Here is an 18,144-nt window from a genome sequence, read left to right as displayed (position 1 = left end):
CTCCCGAGGGCCGCACGGCCCATGAACGTCCTGTCGCGTCCGGCTTACCCACCAATCGTCCTCCCCGCAACACGACTGCCGCCAGCGGGCTCTGCGTCCCGTACCTGGCCGTTGTTCTCCGGGCCGTTGCCGGCCCGATCCTTCTAGTCCTGCGCCAGCAATGCCTGCGCTGTGATCTCGTCAGTCACCAGCACCGTGGCGTAGCCGCCAGCCAGCATGGCCTTGATGGCCTCGACCTTGTCTGCGCCGCCAGCGACGCAGATCCGCTCCGGAATGGGGATGATCTCGTCCAGCGTCAAGCCGATGATACGCTCGTCGAGCTCGCCGAGCACAGGCTTGCCCTCGCGATCGATGAACCGGCCGGAGACGACACCCGCCGCGCCCCGCTCGACATAGGGCTTCACCGCGGCCGCGCTGAGATAGCCGCTGCGGAACACGGTGCTGCCGGAGCCTATGCCGGTGACGCCGAACAAGATCTTCGAACAGGAGCGCAGCAGGTCGAACTGCGCCACCAGCGAGGGCTCCTGCATGAACAGCTTCTTGATCTCGGGCCGGGACACGATGCCGGGCGCATGCAGGTTGACGCAACGGGCCCCGATGCGATTGGCGATGATGGAGGTGCAGAACTCCGGCGTGAAATCCTCGGTCCCGATGGCGCTGCCGGCGATCTGGACGACGGAAACGTGCGGCAGCTCGGCCTGCGTCAGCGCCTCGCCGAGGGCGAGCACGGTGCGCCCCCACGACACTCCGAGCACGTCGCCGGGAGCCAGCACCTCCAGAAGGTAGCGGGCCCCGGCCCGTCCGATGCGCTCGTAATCCGGGCTGCGGCCGCCGTCGTCTGGCACCACAACGCACTGGGACAGGCCGAAGCGGCCGGCGATCTCGCGGGCGATTCGGACCGTGTGCAGGTGGGAGGACGAGACCGCGATCGTGACGATGCCGCGTTCGCGGGCTTCCTGCAGCAGGTTGACGACGGTTGCGCGGGAGACGCCCAGCCGATCGGCGATCTCTTCCTGCGTCAGCCGCTCCTCGTAGTACAGCCACGCGGCCCAGACCACGGGATCGCCGCCGAACTCCGCCGGTGGGGCGAGGTCCCTGCGCCTGATCCTGGAATGTACGAGACGAGCGACCATTTTTCCTGCTGGGGGAGCTTTTACGCTGCCGGTTTGCCAATCGACACAAGCCATTGACACCTGTCAACGGCCTCATTAGTCACTGGCGGGTGTCATCTGTCAACGCGGCTTTGCCGCCGCTCGAGGCAGGTCCGGACGGCGGGACCCCAGGGAACCCGGCGCCACGCGTTTCGCGCTGCCGCTGACCGGCGGCGCGCTGGTTCGGGGGGGCCGGAACTCCACAATGACCGCTGCCACACCACCCCTCTCATGGACGGCGCTGATCGACGACATGGTCGCCGGGCGCTGGATCAATCCGGAGACGGGCAAGCCGGGCCGCATCCCCTACGAATCCGTCGTCATCGCCGACTCGCTCGCAGGCCGCGAGGCGGACCTCGTCGCGGCGCTCGGAGCGGAGGGACCCTTCGCGGTCGTCTGCGACGAGAATACCGAGGCGGTGATGGGTGCCCGTGTGGCCGCTGCCCTCGGCCGGCTGGGCAAGGTCGACACCGTTCGCCTCGATCACCCGCATGCCGACGAAGCCACGGCGGCCGAACTCTCCGCCCGCACCCGTGGTGCCGCCATGCTGGTCGCAGTGGGTTCGGGGACCATCAACGATCTCTGCAAGTACGTGACTGCGCTGGACGGGCGGTCCTGCTGCGTCTTCGCGACGGCGCCGTCGATGAACGGCTACACCTCGACCACGTCGTCGATCACGCTGGCCAGCGGGCTCAAGGTCTCGAAAATGGCCCAGGCGCCGCGTGGCGTCTTTATCGACCTCGCCGTCAATGCCGCGGCGCCGACGCGCCTGATCGCGGCCGGGTTCGGCGACTGCCTCGTCCGCTCCGTCGCGCAGTTCGACTGGTGGCTCTCGCACCGCCTTCTCGGCACCTACTACACGGACCTGCCCTTCGCACTCGAGCTGCCCGACGAGGCCGAGCTGATGGCGCGCGCGGCCCTCCTGCCGACCGGCAGCATCGAGGGTGTGGGCTACCTGCACCGCGTGCTCACCTTGTGCGGATTCGGCGTCAGCTTCACCGGCATGACCAACCACGGCTCGATGGGCGAGCACCAGATCTCGCACTACATCGACTGCTTCGCCGGCGACCTGCATCCCGGCACCGTGCATGGCCAGCAGGTAGGGGTGGCCACGCTCACCATGGCGCGGCTGCAGGGTGCACTCCTCGCCATGGACCGGCCGCCCCGCGTTTCCGCGACACGCGTGGACGAGGCCGGCATGCAAGCCCGCTTCGGCTCCGATGTCGCGGACATCTGCAAGGCCGAGCTGGCCCACAAGGCGCTCGACGAAGCCGGCGCGGCAGCCATGAACGACAGGCTGGAGAGCCTCTGGCCACAGCTCAGGAACGAGCTCGCCGCGATCCACATACCGGCCGGGGAGCTGAAGGCCACCCTGGCCTCGGCCGGCGGTGCCACCGATGCGCGCGAACTCGGCCTCGATCCCGGCTTCTACCGCCAGGCCGTCCTGCACGCGCGCGAAATCCGCCGCCGCTACTCGGCGCTGGACCTCGCTGCGGACGCTGGCCTCCTCACGGATTTTGCAGCTGGGGAAGGCTGAAAGGCCGCTGTCCGCCGGCTCCGCTCACCCTCTGCCGGGGTCGGTGAAGGAGGCCCGCAACCGCCCCCAAAGGCCTTGACCGGCGCATCTCCCGGCGCCATGGTGCGCCTCGCGCGGGCGTAGTTCAGTGGTAGAACGACAGCTTCCCAAGCTGTATGTCGAGGGTTCGATTCCCTTCGCCCGCTCCAGCCATTTCACGCCGGCCGGTTATTCCCCGTCCTCCTCGCTCTCCCCATCGTCGTCTTCATTGACGGGCTGAAGCGACCTTGGATTGTACTTTCCAGACAGCTGCTCGCCCGCCGCATTCCGAGCCTGGACCTTGTAACAGCCATCGTCGGTGCGGATGGAGAGGACCGTCAGCCCTTGCGCGACAAGCTTTGCCTGCAGCGCCTCGCGAGGCTGCCATTCCGCGAGCGGAACGCGGCAATGCGAGCCCGCGGCGGCCGGCTGGGCCACGCAGGCCATCAGGAGAAGTGCCAGCCTCGCGCGTCCGGCCATGCCGTCCCCCTCATGCAACCGCCCGGTCCGATCCCGCATGCTGCCACGCCAAGCTGACGCGCGGCTGAACACTCCGCAGAAATCCCAGCGTCACGCGGCGTGGACGACGCTGTATCCTGCGCCGGGGCAAGAGTGACCGGACGTGCGCATCCTGCTGATCGAAGACGACGGCGTGCTCGGCATGGCAGTGCGCGACCAGATGACGGCTGACGGCCATTCCGTGGACTGGATGCAGAGGCTCGACGATGCCCGGGCCGCGATCCGGACCGCCGTCTACGACCTCGTGCTGCTCGATCTCATGCTGCCCGACGGCCGGGGCATCGATTTTCTCAAGGCGCGGCGCGTGGCGGGCGACGTGACGCCGGTCATGATCCTCACGGCACGCGACCAGATCTCGGACCGCATCGCCGGGCTGAACGCGGGGGCGGACGACTACCTGGTGAAGCCGTTCGACTTGTTCGAGCTTTCGGCGCGCGTCAATGCCGTCGGCCGGCGCTATGCCGGCAACCCCAACCCGCTCGTCACCGTCGGCGATCTCGATGTCGATCTCGCTGCCCGCTCGGTGCGGCGCGCGGGCAGGCCGGTGCCGCTCACCGCCCGCGAATGGTCGCTCTTCGAGGCGTTCGTCCAGCGTCCCCACACGCTGCTGTCGAAGGCGCAGCTGGAGGAGCGGCTCTATTCGTTCGACGCAGAGGTGGAGAGCAACACGATCGAGGTTCACATCGCCCGGCTGCGGAAGAAGATCGGGGCGGACATGATCGAGACCGTGCGCGGCATGGGCTACCGCCTTGGCACGCCGGGGCAAGGCGCGTGACGGACACGCGGACAACGCGCCACCCCAGCCTGCGCCGCCGCCTCGCCATCGGCCTCGCGCTCGGCGTCGCCGTGCTGTGGCTGGTCGGCGCGGCGGTGGCCGGTTTGCTGCTGCAGCACGAGATCGAGGAGGTGTCCGACAGCGCCCTCCAGGAGGTGGCGCAGCGCATCCTGCCGCTCGCCTATTCGGAGCTTCTCTCGCGCGACGCGGATGGCGGGCCCCAGCGCATGCCACCGGTCGGGCCGCACCGGGAATACATCTCCTACGTCGTGCGCGATGCGAACGGCAAGGAACTCCTTCAGTCAAGCGACGCCGACCGGGCAAAGATACCGCGCGGCCTGTCTCCCGGCTTCCACACCACGGACCATCTGCGCACCTACACGGAGACGGCCGTCCAGGGCACGATCTTGGTGACCGCGGCGGAGAATATCGGGCACCGCAAGGCAGCACTGATGCGCTCCATCCGGGCGCTGCTCGTGCCCCTTGCGGCGCTCGTGCCCATCGCGATCGGCGTCGCATGGCTCGCCGTGCGGCTGGCATTCGGGCCGGTGGTGGCCTTCCGCGCGGCGCTGGAGGAGCGGGACCGGGGCAACCTCACGCCGGTGGACGCGACGGGTCTGCCGGACGAACTCACGCCAGTCGCCGCCGCCGTGAACGCGCTCATCGGCCGGCTCAGGGGGGCGCTGGAGGCGGAGCGCAGCTTTACCGCGAACAGCGCGCATGAGTTGCGAACGCCGGTGGCGGCAGCGCTCGCCCAGACGCAGCGGCTCGTCGCGGAGTTGCCCGACGACGCGCGTCGCGAACGTGCCCAGGCTATCGAGAATGCGCTGCGGCGCCTTGCACGCCTGTCCGAGAAGCTGCTGCAGCTCGCCAAGGCGGAAGGCGGCGGGCTCATCACCACGGCACCATCCCCGCTCGGTCCGGTGCTTGCGCTCGTCGTCGACGAAGTCGGCCGGCAGCCGGGGGCGCGGGGCCGGATTGAACTCTCCATAGCACCGGACGACATGCCGTCCGACCTAGACCCGGATGCCTTCGCCATCCTCTCCCGCAATCTCATCGAAAACGCCGTGCGGCATGGCGATCCCGACACGCCGGTGAAGGTGGCGCTCTCGTCGGGGTTCCTGGAGGTCGAGAACCGGGGACCCGTCGTCCCGGCGGAGCGGCTGGCCGAGCTCACCCGGCCCTTCGAGCGCGGCCCCACCGACGCCGAGGGATCTGGGCTCGGCCTCGCCATCGCCTCCGCCATCGGCCGCGGGGCGGGGCTCACGCTCGAGTTTGCCTCCCCCGTCCCGGGCACGGAGGACGGGTTCCAGGCCCGCGTCATGCTGTCGACGAGCCGTTCCAGAAGCTGACGTCAGGCTGACGCCCCGCATGGCTCGGCTTCAGGTCCGCGTCAGGACGGGAGCGGATGGTCCCCGCAGTGCAATCGCTGCAGGTGAACCATGCGCAAGTCTCTGCTTCTCAGCGCCGCCTTCCTCCTCACCACCTCCGCCTTCGCCATGTCGGTCCCGGCGGGCCGGCATCTCCTTTGCGACGAAACTCGCCTTGCAGCTCCGCGGGACGCCTACGTCCTCGCCAGCGAACATGGCGAGCGCAAGCACGGCGAGCATCGCCGCTACGCCGAGGAAGACGAAGACGATGATGACGTGGGCGGGGGCGCCACCGCGCAGCCACGCCCGGCTGATCCGAACGCCCCGGTGCCGGACAACGGCCTCTTCAACGGCAAGGCCCGTCCCAAGGTCGAGGTGCAGTGAGCCCAAGGGCTCCGCAATCGAGGAACATACCCATGAGGCTGCTTCTTCCCGCCTTCGCCGCCGCGACCGCTTTCGTCGGGCCCTGCCTGGCCGAGGCCCGCCCCGTCACCTTCCAGACGACCCTGAAGAACTACGGCGGGAACGGCGCCTACGTCGTCTTGTACGTCACGGACAAGGCCGGCAAATACGCCGGCACGCTCTGGATGGCCGGCGGCAAGGCGAAGTACTACCGCCACCTCTCCGACTGGGAGCGCGTCTCCGGCGGCGCCACGGCCGAGATCGACGGCATCACCGGCGCCAGCATCGGCTCCGGCAAGACGCTGAAGATCAGCCTCGACCTCGCCGACGCGATGATCGACGCCGGGTACCGCGTCCATGTCGATACCGCCGTCGAGGACGGGGCGGACACTCCTGCCGAGGTCGTCGTACCGCTCGACACCAGTTCCTCCGGCACGCCCGCGCCGGGCAAGAGATACGTGAAGTCCTTCAGCGTGACGTTCTGACCGGAAGGACCGAGCCATGCTCCGCCGCCTGCATTCCCTGCCGGGTCTCGCCCTCGCCCTGATGCTGGCCGTCACGGCAGTGAGCGGGGCGGCCCTGTCCCTCGTGCCGGCCGTTGACAGGGCAAGCCAGCCCACGATCCCGCCCGGGCAATCCGTGGGAGGCCTGGCCGCCTCCGTCGCGGCCCGGCATCAGGCGGTCGACAAGATCGTCGTTCGCCCGAGTGGCGCGGTCACCGTCGCCTATACTGATGGCGAGGCCAGCGGGATCGAAGTCGTCGACCCCGCGACGGGAAACAGTCTCGGGCTTTGGCAGCCATCGGGAACGACGCGCTGGCTGACGAACCTGCACAGGTCGTTCCTCGCCGACGACACGGGACGCATCGCCGCCGCGGTATCGGCGGCGGGCATGATGTTGCTGGCCCTTTCCGGCGCCATCCTGCTCTGGCGCCGGGCAGGCTCTCTGCGCGCGTTCCTCGGACCGGTGCGGGGCACAGCCTCCCAGCGCTGGCACGGCGAACTCGGCCGCGTTGCGGCCATGGGGCTGCTGCTGTCGGCCCTCACCGGCCTGTGGATGTCTGCGGGTACGTTCGGCCTGCTGTCCGAACGCCAGCCGCAGCAGCCGACCGTGCAATCGGCCGAGGGCCGGCCCGCACCCGTCGCCGCGCTCGCGGGCCTTCGCGCCGTCGGCCTCGCCGACCTCAAGGAGCTCGCTTTTCCCGCCGCCGACGATCCGGCCGACGTGTACCGCCTGCGGACGGCCGCTGGCGAGGCGAGCATCGACCGGGTGTCCGGCCGTGTGATCGCCTTCTCCCCCGCTTCCGCCTGGGAGAAGATTTCGGGCGTCGTGGTCATGCTCCACACGGGGCGTGGCGCGTGGGTGCTGGGGCTTTTGCTCGGCCTGTGCGCGGCTTCCGTGCCTGCGTTCGGCGTCACGGGCGCCGTGATCTGGTGGAGGCGGAGGGTCCGCAGGGGATCAGCCCCGGTCCAGGCTCCGGCCGAGGCAGCCGATACGGTGATACTCGTGGGCAGCGAGGGGCAGTCCACCTGGGGCTTCGCCGCCACGCTGCATGCCGCCCTCGCGAAGTCGGGGTGCCGGGTGCACACGGCGGCAATGAACGACGTCTCGCCTGCCCACCTGCAAGCCGGCCGCCTTCTCATCCTCGCCGCGACGGCCGGGGACGGCTCCGCGCCGTCTTCCGCCGACGCTTTCCTGCCGCGCCTGGGCGCGCTCAACACCCGGGTCCCGGTCGCGGTTCTCGGCTTCGGCGACCGCACCTTCCCGCAGTTCTGCCGATTTGCGCAGACCGTGTCTGAGACGCTTGCGCGGGATGACTGGCCCATGCTCCTGCCGCCCAAGCGCGTGGACCGCCAATCGGCTCAGGAGTTCGCGGAATGGGGCCGCGACCTCGGCGCCGCGCTCGGGTGCGAGCTCGTGCTGGAGCACCGCGGCGCGACGCCGGCGACCGCCTCCCTCGAACTTGTCGGGCGCCAGGACTATGGCGCCGAGGTCGGCGCGCCCGTCGCCATCCTGCGCTTTGCGGCGGCCGCCCAGGGGAGACGCTCGGGCCGGCTGCCCGCCTTCGAGGCCGGCGACCTCGCCGGCATTGTCCCGCCCGGCGGCGGCATGCCCCGCTTCTACTCGCTGGCCTCCGCGTCGCGGGACGGTGCGCTCGAGATTTGCGTGCGGCTTCGGCCCGGCGGGGTCTGCTCCACGTACCTGCATGGGCTCGCGCCGGGCGGCAGGATCGACGTGTTCATACGCGAGAACCCGCGCTTTCGCCCGGCCGAGGGCCGCGTGCCCCTCATCCTGATCGGCGCTGGCGCCGGGGTTGGCCCGCTGGCCGGGTTCGTGCGGGGCAATACGGAAGGGCGACCGGTCCATCTCTATTTCGGCGGCCGCAGCCCGGCCTCGGACTTCCTCTACGAACACGAGTTCGCCCACCACCTCTCAGAGCGCCGCCTCACCTCCCTGAGAACCGCGTTCTCGCGGACCTCGGAACCAAGCTATGTGCAGGACCGCCTCGCCGCGGACGCGCCGCATCTTCGCGAACTGATCCGTCACGGCGCCCAGGTTCTCGTCTGCGGCGGTCGGGAGATGGCGCAGGCGGTCTCTCATACGCTGGAGCGCGTGCTGCACCCGCTGGGAACGGATCTCGCCACCCTGAAATCGGCAGGACGCTATCTCGAAGACGTCTACTGAACAGCCCGGCCGCCTCGCGCTGAACGGGCCGACCATGGGCTCGCGCTGGACGGCCGTCACGCATGCACCGGCCGGGTTCGACCGGGACGGGTTGCAGCGCGCCCTGCAGGCGGCCGTTGACCGCGTGGACCAGCAGATGTCCAGCTGGAAACCGGAGTCGGACCTGAACCGGCTGAATGCCGCGCCCGTCGGAGTATGGATCGAGATTCCTCACGAGCTCGCCTTTGTGCTCGCGGCTTCACTCGCCATCGGTGAGGCATCCGGCGGAGCTTTCGACATCGGAGTGGGCGACATCGTGTTCGCCTGGGGCTTTGGCGCACCCCGCCGGTCGCCAGACCCGGCGCTGATCGGGATGGCCTCGGCGCGACGTGACACCCAGGCCCACAAAGCCCTGCAGGTCGACAGCCTCACCGGACGTGCCAGGAAGCTCGTACCGCTCACCCTCGACCTGTCGGGCATCGCCAAGGGCTTCGGGGTGGACGAACTCGGGCGGGTCATGACGAAGGCCGGACTGGCCTGCTGGCTCGTCGGGATCGACGGAGAGATGCGGGCAGCAGGCTGCAAGCCGGGAGGCCGGCCATGGCTCGTCGGCCACGAACGACCCGCGCCCAGCCGGCGCGAACTGGCCGGCGTCCTGGAACTGCGGGACTGCGCCGTCGCCACCTCCGGAGACTACCGCCACAGGACGAAGTGGGAGGGCCGCATCGTGTCCCATACGATGGATCCGCGCTCGGGAGCGCCGCTGGCAGGCGACGTGACCAGCGTCAGCGTGTTGGCGCGAGACTGTATGGCGGCGGACGCCTGGGCGACCGCGCTGATGGTGGCCGGAGCCGAGAAGGGCTGCGACCTCGCTGACAAGCTCGGCCTGAGCTACGTCATGGCGCTGAGCGACGGCAGTGTGAAAACGTCGTTGTGAGCGCGACCGCAACGGCGTGGCAACTTTTCAAACTGGATTGGAACAGTGCATGCGCCCCCTTCATCGCGAGTCGCATCTCATTGAGCGGATCGGCTGGCTGCGTGCCGCCGTGCTCGGAGCCAATGACGGGATCATTTCCACCGCGAGCCTCGTCGTAGGCGTCGCGGCCGCGGCGGCTGGCCAGAGTGAAGTGATCGTGGCGGGAGTAGCCAGCCTGGTCGCGGGTGCCATGTCCATGGCCGCCGGTGAGTACGTATCGGTGAGCTCCCAAGCGGACACCGAGGCGGCCGACATGGAGCGCGAGCGGAAGGAACTCGCCACGATGCCGGAGGCCGAACTCGAGGAACTCACGCAGATCTATGTGAGCCGCGGGGTGGAGCCGGCCCTGGCGCGCCAGGTGGCCGAGCAGATGACGGCCAAGGATGCATTCGCCGCCCATATCCGCGATGAACTGGGCATTGCGGCGCACGTGGCAGCAAGGCCCGTCCAGGCCGCCTTCACGTCCGCCCTGACATTCGCGGGCGGCGCCCTCCTGCCACTCGCCATCGCCATTCTGGTCCCGCAGCAATGGACGGCGGCAGCCGTCTCGGGCGGTTCACTCGCAGGGCTCGCGATCCTGGGCGCGGTCGGCGCGAAGGCGGGGGGCGCGGGCCTTCTGACGCCGACGATACGGGTCACATTCTGGGGCGCGGTGGCGATGGGCGCGACAGCGCTCATCGGTGCATTTGTCGGAAGGGCAGTCTGACCCGGGCCGGCCTGACCTCGCCCATCGCCTTTGGTGCGGCATGACAAGCGGCACGAGGCATCAGGATCTTCGTCGCTCCGCCGAGGCGATCACGCTGCTCACCGTCCGCAACAAGACAGTGCTGGGCATGGTCTATCCGGCCATCTCCCCGGATGGATCGCCAGACCTGCCGCGTATTTCCCTGTCGGGGTTTTCAGCGATCACATTCCACACGCAAAAGTTGCCTTAACCTGATCCTTTAATCCCCACGCACTCTCCATCGCACGGCCCCGCAAAACGGCACGTCAAGGGAAGACGACCGCCGTCCCAAGCTGGAGCTCGGCAGGGTTTCTTGCACGCTTTCCGCGTCGGCTAGTTTGGCGGCACGCTCAACCAGGGGGATGCGATGTCGACGCGCCGTGACTTCATCAAGAGCCTGCCCGCGGCTGGGGCCGCCTTCTCGGTGGCCGGCAGCTTCCTCGCCGAGAACAGCGCCGCAATCGCCGCCGAACCGCCGTTGCAGGGGCATTTCCATCCCAAGGGCAAAGCGCCGTCCCGGCACACGCGCGCGGTGCTCGCGGAAGCCGGCAAAGGCCTGCCGTTCTCCGACACGCGCGATTTCGAGGAACAGAAGCGCGGCCTGATCGCGTCCATGAAGGACATGAAGATCATGGCCGATGCCGGCCACGTGGCCTGGGACATGGAGCAGTTCCGTTTCCTCGACGAGCGCGACGAGTTCGACAGCATTCACCCGTCTCTGCTCCGTATCGCCAAGCTCAACAACAATTACGGGCTCTACGAGGTCATTCCCGGCATATACCAGGTGCGCGGTTTCGACCTCTCCGACCTCACCATGGTGAGGGGCAAGACGGGCTGGATCGTCTTCGACCCGCTGGTCAGCGCCGAGACCGCCCGTGCCGCCTGGGCGCTGTTCGAGGAGCATGTGGGCGGCGGGCTGCCGATCTCCGCGGTGATCTACTCGCACACGCATGGCGACCATTGGGGTGGCGTGCGCGGCATCCTCAAGGAAGAGGATGTCCGCTCGGGCAAGGTGCCCGTCATCGCCCCCGTCGACTTCATGACGCACACGGTCGCCGAGAACGTCTATGCCGGCAACGCCATGAACCGGCGGCTCTTCTACCAGTACGGGCTGCTGCTGCCTGCCGCGCCGCACGGCTATGTCAGCCAGGGGCTGGGTCAGCGCGTCTCGGCGGGCGCCTCCGGCTTGATCGCGCCGACGCGCTTCGTCGAGAAGCCGATCGAGGAGTTCGAGGTCGACGGCGTCAGAATGATCTTCCAGAACACGCCGAACACCGAGGCGCCGCGGGAGATGAACACCTACATCCCCGACCTCAAGGCGCTGTGGATGGCGGAGAACGTCACCGCAACGCTGCACAACATCTACACGCTGCGCGGCGCGGCAGTGCGCGATCCCCTCAACTGGTCGAAATACATCGCCGAGGCTCTCTACCGCTTCGGCCTGGAGGCGGAGGTGATGTTCGCCTCGCACCATTGGCCGCGCTGGGGCAATGGTCGGATCCAGGACGTGCTCCGGGCGCAGCGCGACCTCTACGCCAACATGAACAATCAGGTGCTGCACCTCGCCAACCAGGGCGTCACGATCAACGAGATCCACAACGTCTACGAGGTGCCCCAGGGCCTGCAGGCCAAGTGGGAGTGCCGCGGCTATCACGGCTCCCCGGAGCACAACAGCCGGGGCGTCATCCAGCGCTATCTCGGCTTTTGGGACTGCAACCCGGCGACGCTGATCCCGCTGTCGCCGTCGGAAAGCGCGCCGCTGTACGTCGAGATGATGGGCGGTTCGCAAAAGATCCTGCACAGGGGCAGGGAACTGCATGAAGTGGGCAAGTACCTCCTCGCCGCCGAGATCGTGAACAGGCTTGTGCAGGCCGAGCCGCACAACGCGGACGCGAAGAATCTACTGGCCGACATCTTCGAGCAGATCGGCTACCAGCAGGAGAACCCCGGGCTGCGCAACTCCTTCCTCGCCGGCGCCTACGAGTTGCGCACGGGGATCCCGCAGGGTGAGGCGGCGAGCTCCAGCAGCCCGGACGTCATCCGCGCCATGTCGACGGAGCTCTTCCTCAATTTCCTCGGCATCCGGATGGACAGCCGCAAGGCCGAGGGACTGCGCTTCACCATCAATCTCGTCACGCCCGACAATGGCGAGCGTTTCATCGTCGAGCTGAACAACGCGACGCTGACCAACATCGCGGGCTTCCAGGCCGAGAAGCCGGACCTCACCCTCACCATCAACCGTGCCGACCTTGAGCAGACGATGATGGGCGCGAAGACCCTCGAGGCCCAGATCGCGGACGGTACGGCCAAGGTGCAAGGCGACGTCAGCGTGCTTGCAAAACTCGCTGCGACGATGGTCGATTTCGACCCGCGCTTCGAGATCATGCCGGGCACCCAGTCAAAGGCGCCGCCCGCACCGGCCCACGCGGCCAGCTATGAGGCGGTCCCGGGGAAGCCGGCGATCGAATGATGTGACTTCAGCCTGGCCGGCGATGTCGCTACGGAGGGCGGAGTTGGCATGGCTTTGTTGAATCGGCCCTCGTGGCGTCTCTGGGCCTGGCTTCGGCCGCCGCCGGATTCCGCTTCACCGGCAGTGACGATCGGCTGAACCATCCGGATCACGCCGTATAACCGCGGGAAGGCAGACAGAAACCTGCAGGCCCCTGGGCTGCGCGTCGTCAAGCACAACGCTTCCGCCGTAGAGCTCAGCCAGTTCACGGGCAATCGGCAACCCGAAGCCGTATCCCGCGCTCGTCTCATCCAGGCTGTGTCCTGGCCGCATCAATTCATCCTTCAGTTCGGGCGAAATTCCATGCCCGTCGTCTTCTATGCGCACGCTGACCATTCGTCCCGCCAGGCTGAGCTCGGCGCGAACCCGGGTCTCGGCATGCCTGAATGCGTTGTCGATCAGATTGCCGAAGATCTCATTGCAATCCTGCGGCTCGCACAGTGCAAACACCTTCCCGGACCGTTGGAAATCGAACGCGATCCGCTTGTGGCCGTAGATCTTTCCGACGGCGGCGGCGACGTCGTCGATGCATGCGGAGATGTCCGTCTGGCTTCGCGACGGTCCGCCCAGCGCCGACGCCCTGGCCCGACCGAGGTGATGCCGGATCAGGCGATCCATGGAGGAGACGCTTGCGGTGAGGTTTCCGTCGGGGTCGCGGCCGGGCTCGCTGAGGGCGACCGACATCGTGGCCAACGGGGTCTTGAGGCCATGAGCAAGGTTTGCGACATGCCGTCGTGCTCGTTCAAGCCCTGCCTCGTTCTGATCCAGCAGCGTGTTCAACTCGTTCAGCACCGGCAGGATTTCCGACGTGTGGCCGGTGGTGTCGACCCGTTTCGACTGCCCCTGCCTCACTGCAAGCAGATCGCGCCGGAGATTGAGAAGCGGCCGCAGGCTGGCCCTGACCCCGAACCACAAGACGGCTAGCAGGAGGGAAGCCAGGGCACCCATCGAGAGAAGAAGGGGAGCGAGCATGTCCCCGAGGGGCCCCGAGACGGACGATGCCGGCGCTGTTGCCACGATCCGGATGGCCGAACCCTCCACGACCCTGTCGGCGACACGCGCGATCAGATCGTCCCCTCGCGGCCCCTTGAGCCGGGCTGGCCATGCTTCGCCGGGCCGCAACCGCGGGGGCGGCCTGATGCCATCCCCACGCACGACCAGCGCTTCGCTGGACAGCGTGGGAGATTTGTACGTGAACGTCGGACCCGAAACCTGCCAATACCATCCGGGCCCAGGCATCCTGGACGAGGGAAGGTCGAGCGCGCCGTCGAGGGCGAGATATCCTCCGGACGTGAGCTTCAAGGCTGCCGTGATAGCCGCTAACTCGCCGTCGAGCCGGGCGTCGATCTGCCCCTGGACGAAGCGCTTCAACAGCACGGCGTTGATCAGGCCGGCTGCCGTAACGCTCACGGCGACCAAGAGGATGGCCGCCAGCATCAGCCTGCCAACCAGTGATTGCGGGACCGGCACTCTGAGCCGTTCCACTTCAGGTCCGATCGGGCATAAGGCGGTAACCGCGGCCGCGCTCGGTTTCGATCGTCAGGGGCGCAATCTTTCGCCGCAGGCGCGTGATGATCACTTCCACCGAATTTGAGTCGACCTCGGCATCGCGGTCATAGACACGCTCGAGCAGTTCGGCGCGCGGCAGCACAACGCCCGCCCGGAGCACCAGCGCCTCCAGGACGCGCCATTCGAGCGCCGTCAGCTTCACAGGAAGCCCGCCCAGCTCGAAGGTCCCGAGCTGGGCATCGAAGGCGAGCGATCCGCATGTGATGCGCGCCTCGGCATGGCCGGCGGCGCGACGGACAAGGGCCCGCAGCCGCATCATAAGTTCCTCGACGCGGAATGGCTTGGTCAGGTAGTCGTCCGCTCCAGCCTTGAAGCCGAGCACCTTGTCGGTCCAGACATCGCGCGCCGTCAGGATGAGCACGGGGACCTTCACCCCGGCGTCTCTCCACCCCTTCAACACCGCGAGGCCGTTGACGCGGGGCAGGCCGAGGTCAAGGACGACCACGTCGAAGCGTTCCGTTCCGCCCAGGTGGAGGCCGTCTTCTCCGTTCGAGGCGATGTCGACCGCGCAGTTCTCGCCGCGCAGGTAACGGGCGATGCCGTCGGCGAGCGCGTCATCGTCTTCCACCAACAGCACACGCATGGACACGGCTCCTCTCGAGCCTGGCTAGCCTGCGTCGTTAAACCGAAGCTGAACGACTTGGTTCAGGCTGGGGCCAGCACGCCTCCCCTAGAACGGCCCTGTCGCAATCAACCGATAGGAGCTCCCCATGGAGACCGACAAGGACAAGCCGACCGCCGTTCCTGCTCCCGAGACAGTCGTCCCCGGGAAGCGCGCCAGACTTCCCCGGAAGCCCTGGTCTGCGGGACTCGCCGCCATCGCACTGCTCGCCGTCGGCGCCGGTGCGGGCGCAACAGGGTACGGGTACACGCACCGGGCTCCCCCGACATTCGATGCCAACCTGTCCACGACACCGATCGGCAAGCTGTCCGAAGGATCCCCGGTCGAGGTTCAGGGCAACGTGGTGGAGATCTATGGCAACAAGTATGTCGTCGAGGATGCGACCGGCCGAGCACTTGTCGAAACAGGCCGCACCGGTGAAGGCGGTTCGCTGATGAAGCAGGGGGAGGGCATCACGGTGCAAGGCCGGTTCGACAAGGGCTTTCTGCACGCCACGTCGCTACAGCGGTCGGACGGCAAGGTCGAGGAACTCCGCCCCCTACCACCGAGGCCTCCCATGCGCGATCTGCCGCCAGCTCCGTGACGTGATGCCCGAGCCAAGAAGACCGAGACCAAAACTCCACGATGAGCGAACAGTCTGGGAAGCACTTTCGGCCATTCCCCAGGAATTTGGCTCGGTCTTCAACGGCCAGCGTGACGGCTGGCCGAGTTCTTGCGTAACTGGCCCCGCCGGCTCCCGAACCGGCGGGGCCAAGTCTTCGTGAAAGCCAAGTCACGCGGGACGGCAGCAGCTAGCGTGACGACCTCTGGCGGCGCCTCCTCCTGACCGGGGGTTCGAACGGCGCGACCGCTGCGCCGATCCAGGCTTGCTGACGGGCCTGCCTATTCACCATGGGTTGCGGACTTAGTAGCGTGATTGCCCGCATTAGGCTGCAGTGTGGTCCCAGTGGAGGCGTAAAGTCCTCGAGCGTGAGATGAAATTCTCGCCACGACATTAGTGTGTGGTTTGCTCGATGGACCCGAAAGAGGTAGTGAACAGCCCGTCAGGTGCCGAGTTTCCCTCTGGTGTGAAGCGGCCGTTGCATCTCAGCAACCGTCGCAGGAAAGACGTAAGGTTGGCGAGCGACAACCTTTGATTAGGAAGCGAGCTCATGGAGCAAGCCATGCCTGGACGCGACGTCGCAGTGCTGAGTGGCTATTCGATTCCGTTCGATTCGATGCTGAACGAGGAAATACTGGCCGACGCTGAGGCGCTTCACGAGAAGCTGGCCGGCGCGGCGCCCTACCCGCACCTCGTGCTCGATGGCCTCTTCTCGTCCGACCTGCTCTCCGCCGTCGTACAGGAGTTCGGCCGTGTCGACCGGGCGGCCTGGCGGGCAAGGTCCAACCTCAACGAAAAGACGTTCCGGTCTCGGCCGCAGGCTCCGATCGGCCCGGCGGCGCAGATCTACATGGGCCTCCTGACGTCGCAGCGCTTCGTGCAGTTCCTGCAGCAGGTGACGGGTGTTCCCGGCCTCGTTCCCGATCCCCTGCTGAACGGAGGCGGGCTGCACGAAAGCAGGGCGGGCGGTCATTTTGGCATCCACGTCGATTTCGACACGCACCCTGTGACTCTGTTGCACAACCGGCTCGTTCTGATCACCTATCTCAACCCGGGGTGGCGGAAGGAGTATGGAGGTGCTCTCCAACTGTGGGACGAGGAGCGCTGCGTCGAGGAGGTGGTCCCGGAGTTCGGAAGAACGCTGATCCTGATGCACTCCGACAGAAGCCTGCACGGCCACCCGGACCCTGTTCAGCATCCAGACGACCTGCCCCGCCGGTCTATCGCCGCGTACTTCTATTCAAACGGCCGCGATGACGAAGCGACCGGGCAGCGGATGAGCACGCATTTCGCCAATCCGGCCGATCCCCGCTGGCCAATCTTCGGGAAGATCGCCCGGGCTGTCACGCCCCCCGTCCTCGTCTCAGCGCTGCGGACAATCAAGCGGTCACGACGCCGGTCTCGCGCTCGCGCAGCCTAGCCGCGTGATCCAAGTGGTCCCGGCCGGATGGCACGGCGCATTCGGGTGCACGGTTACACAGAAACAGGAATTACTGTTAATAAAAGGCTGTCGGGCGATCCCGCCGCCAAGCAAAATTGCGCGCCTCGAACGCGGCGCCCTGCCGCTTCGGGCACCGTGTAAGCAATTCCACGTACGGGAAATTTCCTGCATCAAGCTCAATTTCATCAAGCTCAATTCTTGCCATGATAAATACCTGCCACGGCTGTGATTTTTTTATTCTTAGGGCCAGCTTGTTAATGGCTACGCTCTAGTCTCCTTCCGTCTGAACTCCCGGCCACCCCCGCCTGGAAAAGGACCCGCTCCAACCGCGGCCCTCTTCGGCGCTGTCATGCGACGCATCCGGTCGATCGCCCATGGACACGGATGCTTCTCATGCGGACGCATTCCATCAAGACCATTCTCGTCGGGGCGCTTGCACTCATTGGTGTCGCCTTCTTGCTGCAGAGCGCGGTCGGGCTCACGGCATGACCGTCTGGTTCAGCGCGTCCTTCAGCTGAGGCTTCCTCGCTGGAGGAAACCGCGGCCACGACCGAGCAACTCGCCGTGCTGCTCGGTGCGCCCGGACAGGTCGTTGGCGCCAGAGCGGATTTCGTGGGCAGCGGTATCGACCTCGCGGGCCGCAGCCTGGATGGTGGTTACCGTCTGGGACAGCGCATCCAAACAAACCTTCTCGCCCTCAACGCCGCCGTCGAGGCGGCCCGCGCCGGGGATGCCGGCAAGGGCTTCGCGGTGGTTGCTGCAGAGGTGCGGACTCTGGCGCAGCGCTCCTCCGAAGCCGCCAAGGACATCACCGGGCTGATCAGCGCCTCCGGTGCGGAAGTGACGCAAGGGGTTCAGCTCGTGCGCAAGGCGGGCGAAGTCCTGGAGTCGATCGTTTCGGCCTCGCGCAAGGTTTCCTCGACCGTTTCGGAGATTTCCTCGGCATCGGCGGAACAGGCGAGCGGCATCGATGAAATGAGCCAGGCCGTCGCGCATATGGACGAGATGACGCAACAGAACGCCGCTCTCGCCGAAGAGAGCGCCGCCTCGGCCTCTGCGCTGACGGAACAGATCGCGAGGCTTTCCGATCTCGTCGGCGAGTTCCGGACCCGCGGCGGCCAGCAGTCCGCAGCACCTGGCGGCAGAGCCGGGCAATTCGCACCGGCTCGCCTGCGCCGCACCGGGTGGAGGCTCACCGGCAGCCGAAGCGCCTCGGTCGCAGGCTGAGGCGCTCGACTGCTCCCCTACCCGATCGCCCGCCGGGGC

General features: G+C 67.4%; 16 protein-coding genes and 1 tRNA gene. 13 read left to right on the top strand and 4 right to left on the bottom strand.

Translation table 11 applies throughout. From position 1 onward, the window contains the following. Nucleotides 1-143: 143 nt before the first annotated feature. Nucleotides 144-1,133 (bottom strand): sugar-binding transcriptional regulator, encoded by a 990-nt coding sequence (locus AC5JCN_RS22475; protein ID WP_495757317.1) that lies wholly within the window; start codon nt 1,131-1,133, stop codon nt 144-146. Nucleotides 1,134-1,356: 223 nt separating this feature from the next. Between AC5JCN_RS22475 and AC5JCN_RS22470 the strand changes: the two genes are divergently transcribed. Together AC5JCN_RS22470 and AC5JCN_RS22465 are read left to right on the top strand one after the other, a co-directional pair. Further along, nucleotides 1,357-2,688, top strand: coding sequence for an iron-containing alcohol dehydrogenase (locus AC5JCN_RS22470; RefSeq protein WP_495757316.1), 1,332 nt, complete (start codon nt 1,357-1,359; stop codon nt 2,686-2,688). 113 nt (nt 2,689-2,801) lie between these two features. Then, nucleotides 2,802-2,876 (top strand) — tRNA-Gly (locus AC5JCN_RS22465). Between the two features lie 19 nt (nt 2,877-2,895). Here the strand turns inward: AC5JCN_RS22465 and AC5JCN_RS22460 are convergent. Then, a complete protein-coding gene (locus AC5JCN_RS22460) occupies nt 2,896-3,186 on the bottom strand; it encodes a PepSY domain-containing protein (protein ID WP_495757315.1) in 291 nt (96 codons plus the stop codon). A 142-nt stretch (nt 3,187-3,328) separates the two neighbouring features. On the opposite strand from AC5JCN_RS22460, the gene AC5JCN_RS22455 reads away from it, so the two are divergent. From AC5JCN_RS22455 to AC5JCN_RS22420, 8 genes are all read left to right on the top strand, one after another. Next, nucleotides 3,329-4,000 carry a response regulator transcription factor gene (locus AC5JCN_RS22455; RefSeq protein WP_495757314.1) on the top strand — a complete coding sequence of 224 codons (672 nt, stop codon included), beginning with the start codon at nt 3,329-3,331 and terminating at the stop codon, nt 3,998-4,000. A 29-nt stretch (nt 4,001-4,029) separates the two neighbouring features. After that, entirely contained in the window at nt 4,030-5,352 is a 1,323-nt protein-coding gene (locus AC5JCN_RS22450) for a histidine kinase dimerization/phospho-acceptor domain-containing protein (RefSeq protein WP_495757702.1), read from the top strand. A gap of 90 nt (nt 5,353-5,442) precedes the next feature. Then, the gene (locus tag AC5JCN_RS22445) at nt 5,443-5,754 is read left to right on the top strand and encodes a hypothetical protein (protein WP_495757313.1); all 312 of its coding nucleotides are present in this window, start codon (nt 5,443-5,445) and stop codon (nt 5,752-5,754) included. Between the two features lie 32 nt (nt 5,755-5,786). Further along, nucleotides 5,787-6,257 carry a DUF2271 domain-containing protein gene (locus tag AC5JCN_RS22440; RefSeq protein ID WP_495757312.1) on the top strand — a complete coding sequence of 157 codons (471 nt, stop codon included), beginning with the start codon at nt 5,787-5,789 and terminating at the stop codon, nt 6,255-6,257. A 16-nt stretch (nt 6,258-6,273) separates the two neighbouring features. Beyond that, nucleotides 6,274-8,457, top strand: a complete 2,184-nt coding sequence (locus tag AC5JCN_RS22435) for a PepSY domain-containing protein (protein WP_495757311.1) — start codon at nt 6,274-6,276, stop codon at nt 8,455-8,457. Between the two features lie 34 nt (nt 8,458-8,491). Next, on the top strand, nt 8,492-9,373 hold the full coding sequence (locus AC5JCN_RS22430; RefSeq protein ID WP_495757310.1) for an FAD:protein FMN transferase: 882 nt from the start codon (nt 8,492-8,494) through the stop codon (nt 9,371-9,373). Between the two features lie 49 nt (nt 9,374-9,422). Further along, the gene (locus AC5JCN_RS22425) at nt 9,423-10,118 is read left to right on the top strand and encodes a VIT1/CCC1 transporter family protein (protein ID WP_495757309.1); all 696 of its coding nucleotides are present in this window, start codon (nt 9,423-9,425) and stop codon (nt 10,116-10,118) included. A 385-nt stretch (nt 10,119-10,503) separates the two neighbouring features. Continuing rightward, on the top strand, nt 10,504-12,606 hold the full coding sequence (locus AC5JCN_RS22420) for an alkyl/aryl-sulfatase (protein ID WP_495757308.1): 2,103 nt from the start codon (nt 10,504-10,506) through the stop codon (nt 12,604-12,606). A 114-nt stretch (nt 12,607-12,720) separates the two neighbouring features. Here the strand turns inward: AC5JCN_RS22420 and AC5JCN_RS22415 are convergent, their stop codons facing one another. Further along, on the bottom strand, nt 12,721-13,617 hold the full coding sequence (locus AC5JCN_RS22415) for a sensor histidine kinase (RefSeq protein WP_495757307.1): 897 nt from the start codon (nt 13,615-13,617) through the stop codon (nt 12,721-12,723). 514 nt (nt 13,618-14,131) lie between these two features. Beyond that, complete coding sequence (locus tag AC5JCN_RS22410; protein ID WP_495757306.1) at nt 14,132-14,797, bottom strand: response regulator transcription factor; 666 nt, start codon at nt 14,795-14,797, stop codon at nt 14,132-14,134. A 127-nt stretch (nt 14,798-14,924) separates the two neighbouring features. Between AC5JCN_RS22410 and AC5JCN_RS22405 the strand changes: the two genes are divergently transcribed. From AC5JCN_RS22405 to AC5JCN_RS22395, 3 genes are all read left to right on the top strand, one after another. Then, a complete protein-coding gene (locus tag AC5JCN_RS22405; protein ID WP_495757305.1) occupies nt 14,925-15,419 on the top strand; it encodes a hypothetical protein in 495 nt (164 codons plus the stop codon). A 580-nt stretch (nt 15,420-15,999) separates the two neighbouring features. After that, the gene (locus AC5JCN_RS22400; RefSeq protein WP_495757304.1) at nt 16,000-16,857 is read left to right on the top strand and encodes a 2OG-Fe(II) oxygenase; all 858 of its coding nucleotides are present in this window, start codon (nt 16,000-16,002) and stop codon (nt 16,855-16,857) included. 585 nt (nt 16,858-17,442) lie between these two features. Beyond that, entirely contained in the window at nt 17,443-18,105 is a 663-nt protein-coding gene (locus tag AC5JCN_RS22395; protein WP_495757303.1) for a methyl-accepting chemotaxis protein, read from the top strand. Nucleotides 18,106-18,144 lie beyond the last annotated feature (39 nt).

It is taken from the genome of Alsobacter sp., from assembly GCF_059501845.1.
This window is presented reverse-complemented; position numbering and strand designations above follow the sequence as displayed.

Bases quoted from the DNA above. Each gene is read 5' to 3' on its own strand.
- AC5JCN_RS22430 (WP_495757310.1), top strand. From the start codon at position 8,492: ATGGGCTCGCGCTGGACGGCCGTCACGCATGCACCGGCCGGGTTCGAC.
- AC5JCN_RS22435 (WP_495757311.1), top strand. From the start codon at position 6,274: ATGCTCCGCCGCCTGCATTCCCTGCCGGGTCTCGCCCTCGCCCTGATG.
- AC5JCN_RS22425 (WP_495757309.1), top strand. From the start codon at position 9,423: ATGCGCCCCCTTCATCGCGAGTCGCATCTCATTGAGCGGATCGGCTGG.
- AC5JCN_RS22475 (WP_495757317.1), bottom strand. From the start codon at position 1,133: ATGGTCGCTCGTCTCGTACATTCCAGGATCAGGCGCAGGGACCTCGCC.
- AC5JCN_RS22460 (WP_495757315.1), bottom strand. From the start codon at position 3,186: ATGGCCGGACGCGCGAGGCTGGCACTTCTCCTGATGGCCTGCGTGGCC.
- AC5JCN_RS22405 (WP_495757305.1), top strand. From the start codon at position 14,925: ATGGAGACCGACAAGGACAAGCCGACCGCCGTTCCTGCTCCCGAGACA.
- AC5JCN_RS22420 (WP_495757308.1), top strand. From the start codon at position 10,504: ATGTCGACGCGCCGTGACTTCATCAAGAGCCTGCCCGCGGCTGGGGCC.
- AC5JCN_RS22470 (WP_495757316.1), top strand. From the start codon at position 1,357: ATGACCGCTGCCACACCACCCCTCTCATGGACGGCGCTGATCGACGAC.
- AC5JCN_RS22445 (WP_495757313.1), top strand. From the start codon at position 5,443: ATGCGCAAGTCTCTGCTTCTCAGCGCCGCCTTCCTCCTCACCACCTCC.
- AC5JCN_RS22400 (WP_495757304.1), top strand. From the start codon at position 16,000: ATGCCTGGACGCGACGTCGCAGTGCTGAGTGGCTATTCGATTCCGTTC.
- AC5JCN_RS22415 (WP_495757307.1), bottom strand. From the start codon at position 13,617: ATGCTCGCTCCCCTTCTTCTCTCGATGGGTGCCCTGGCTTCCCTCCTG.
- AC5JCN_RS22440 (WP_495757312.1), top strand. From the start codon at position 5,787: ATGAGGCTGCTTCTTCCCGCCTTCGCCGCCGCGACCGCTTTCGTCGGG.
- AC5JCN_RS22410 (WP_495757306.1), bottom strand. From the start codon at position 14,797: ATGCGTGTGCTGTTGGTGGAAGACGATGACGCGCTCGCCGACGGCATC.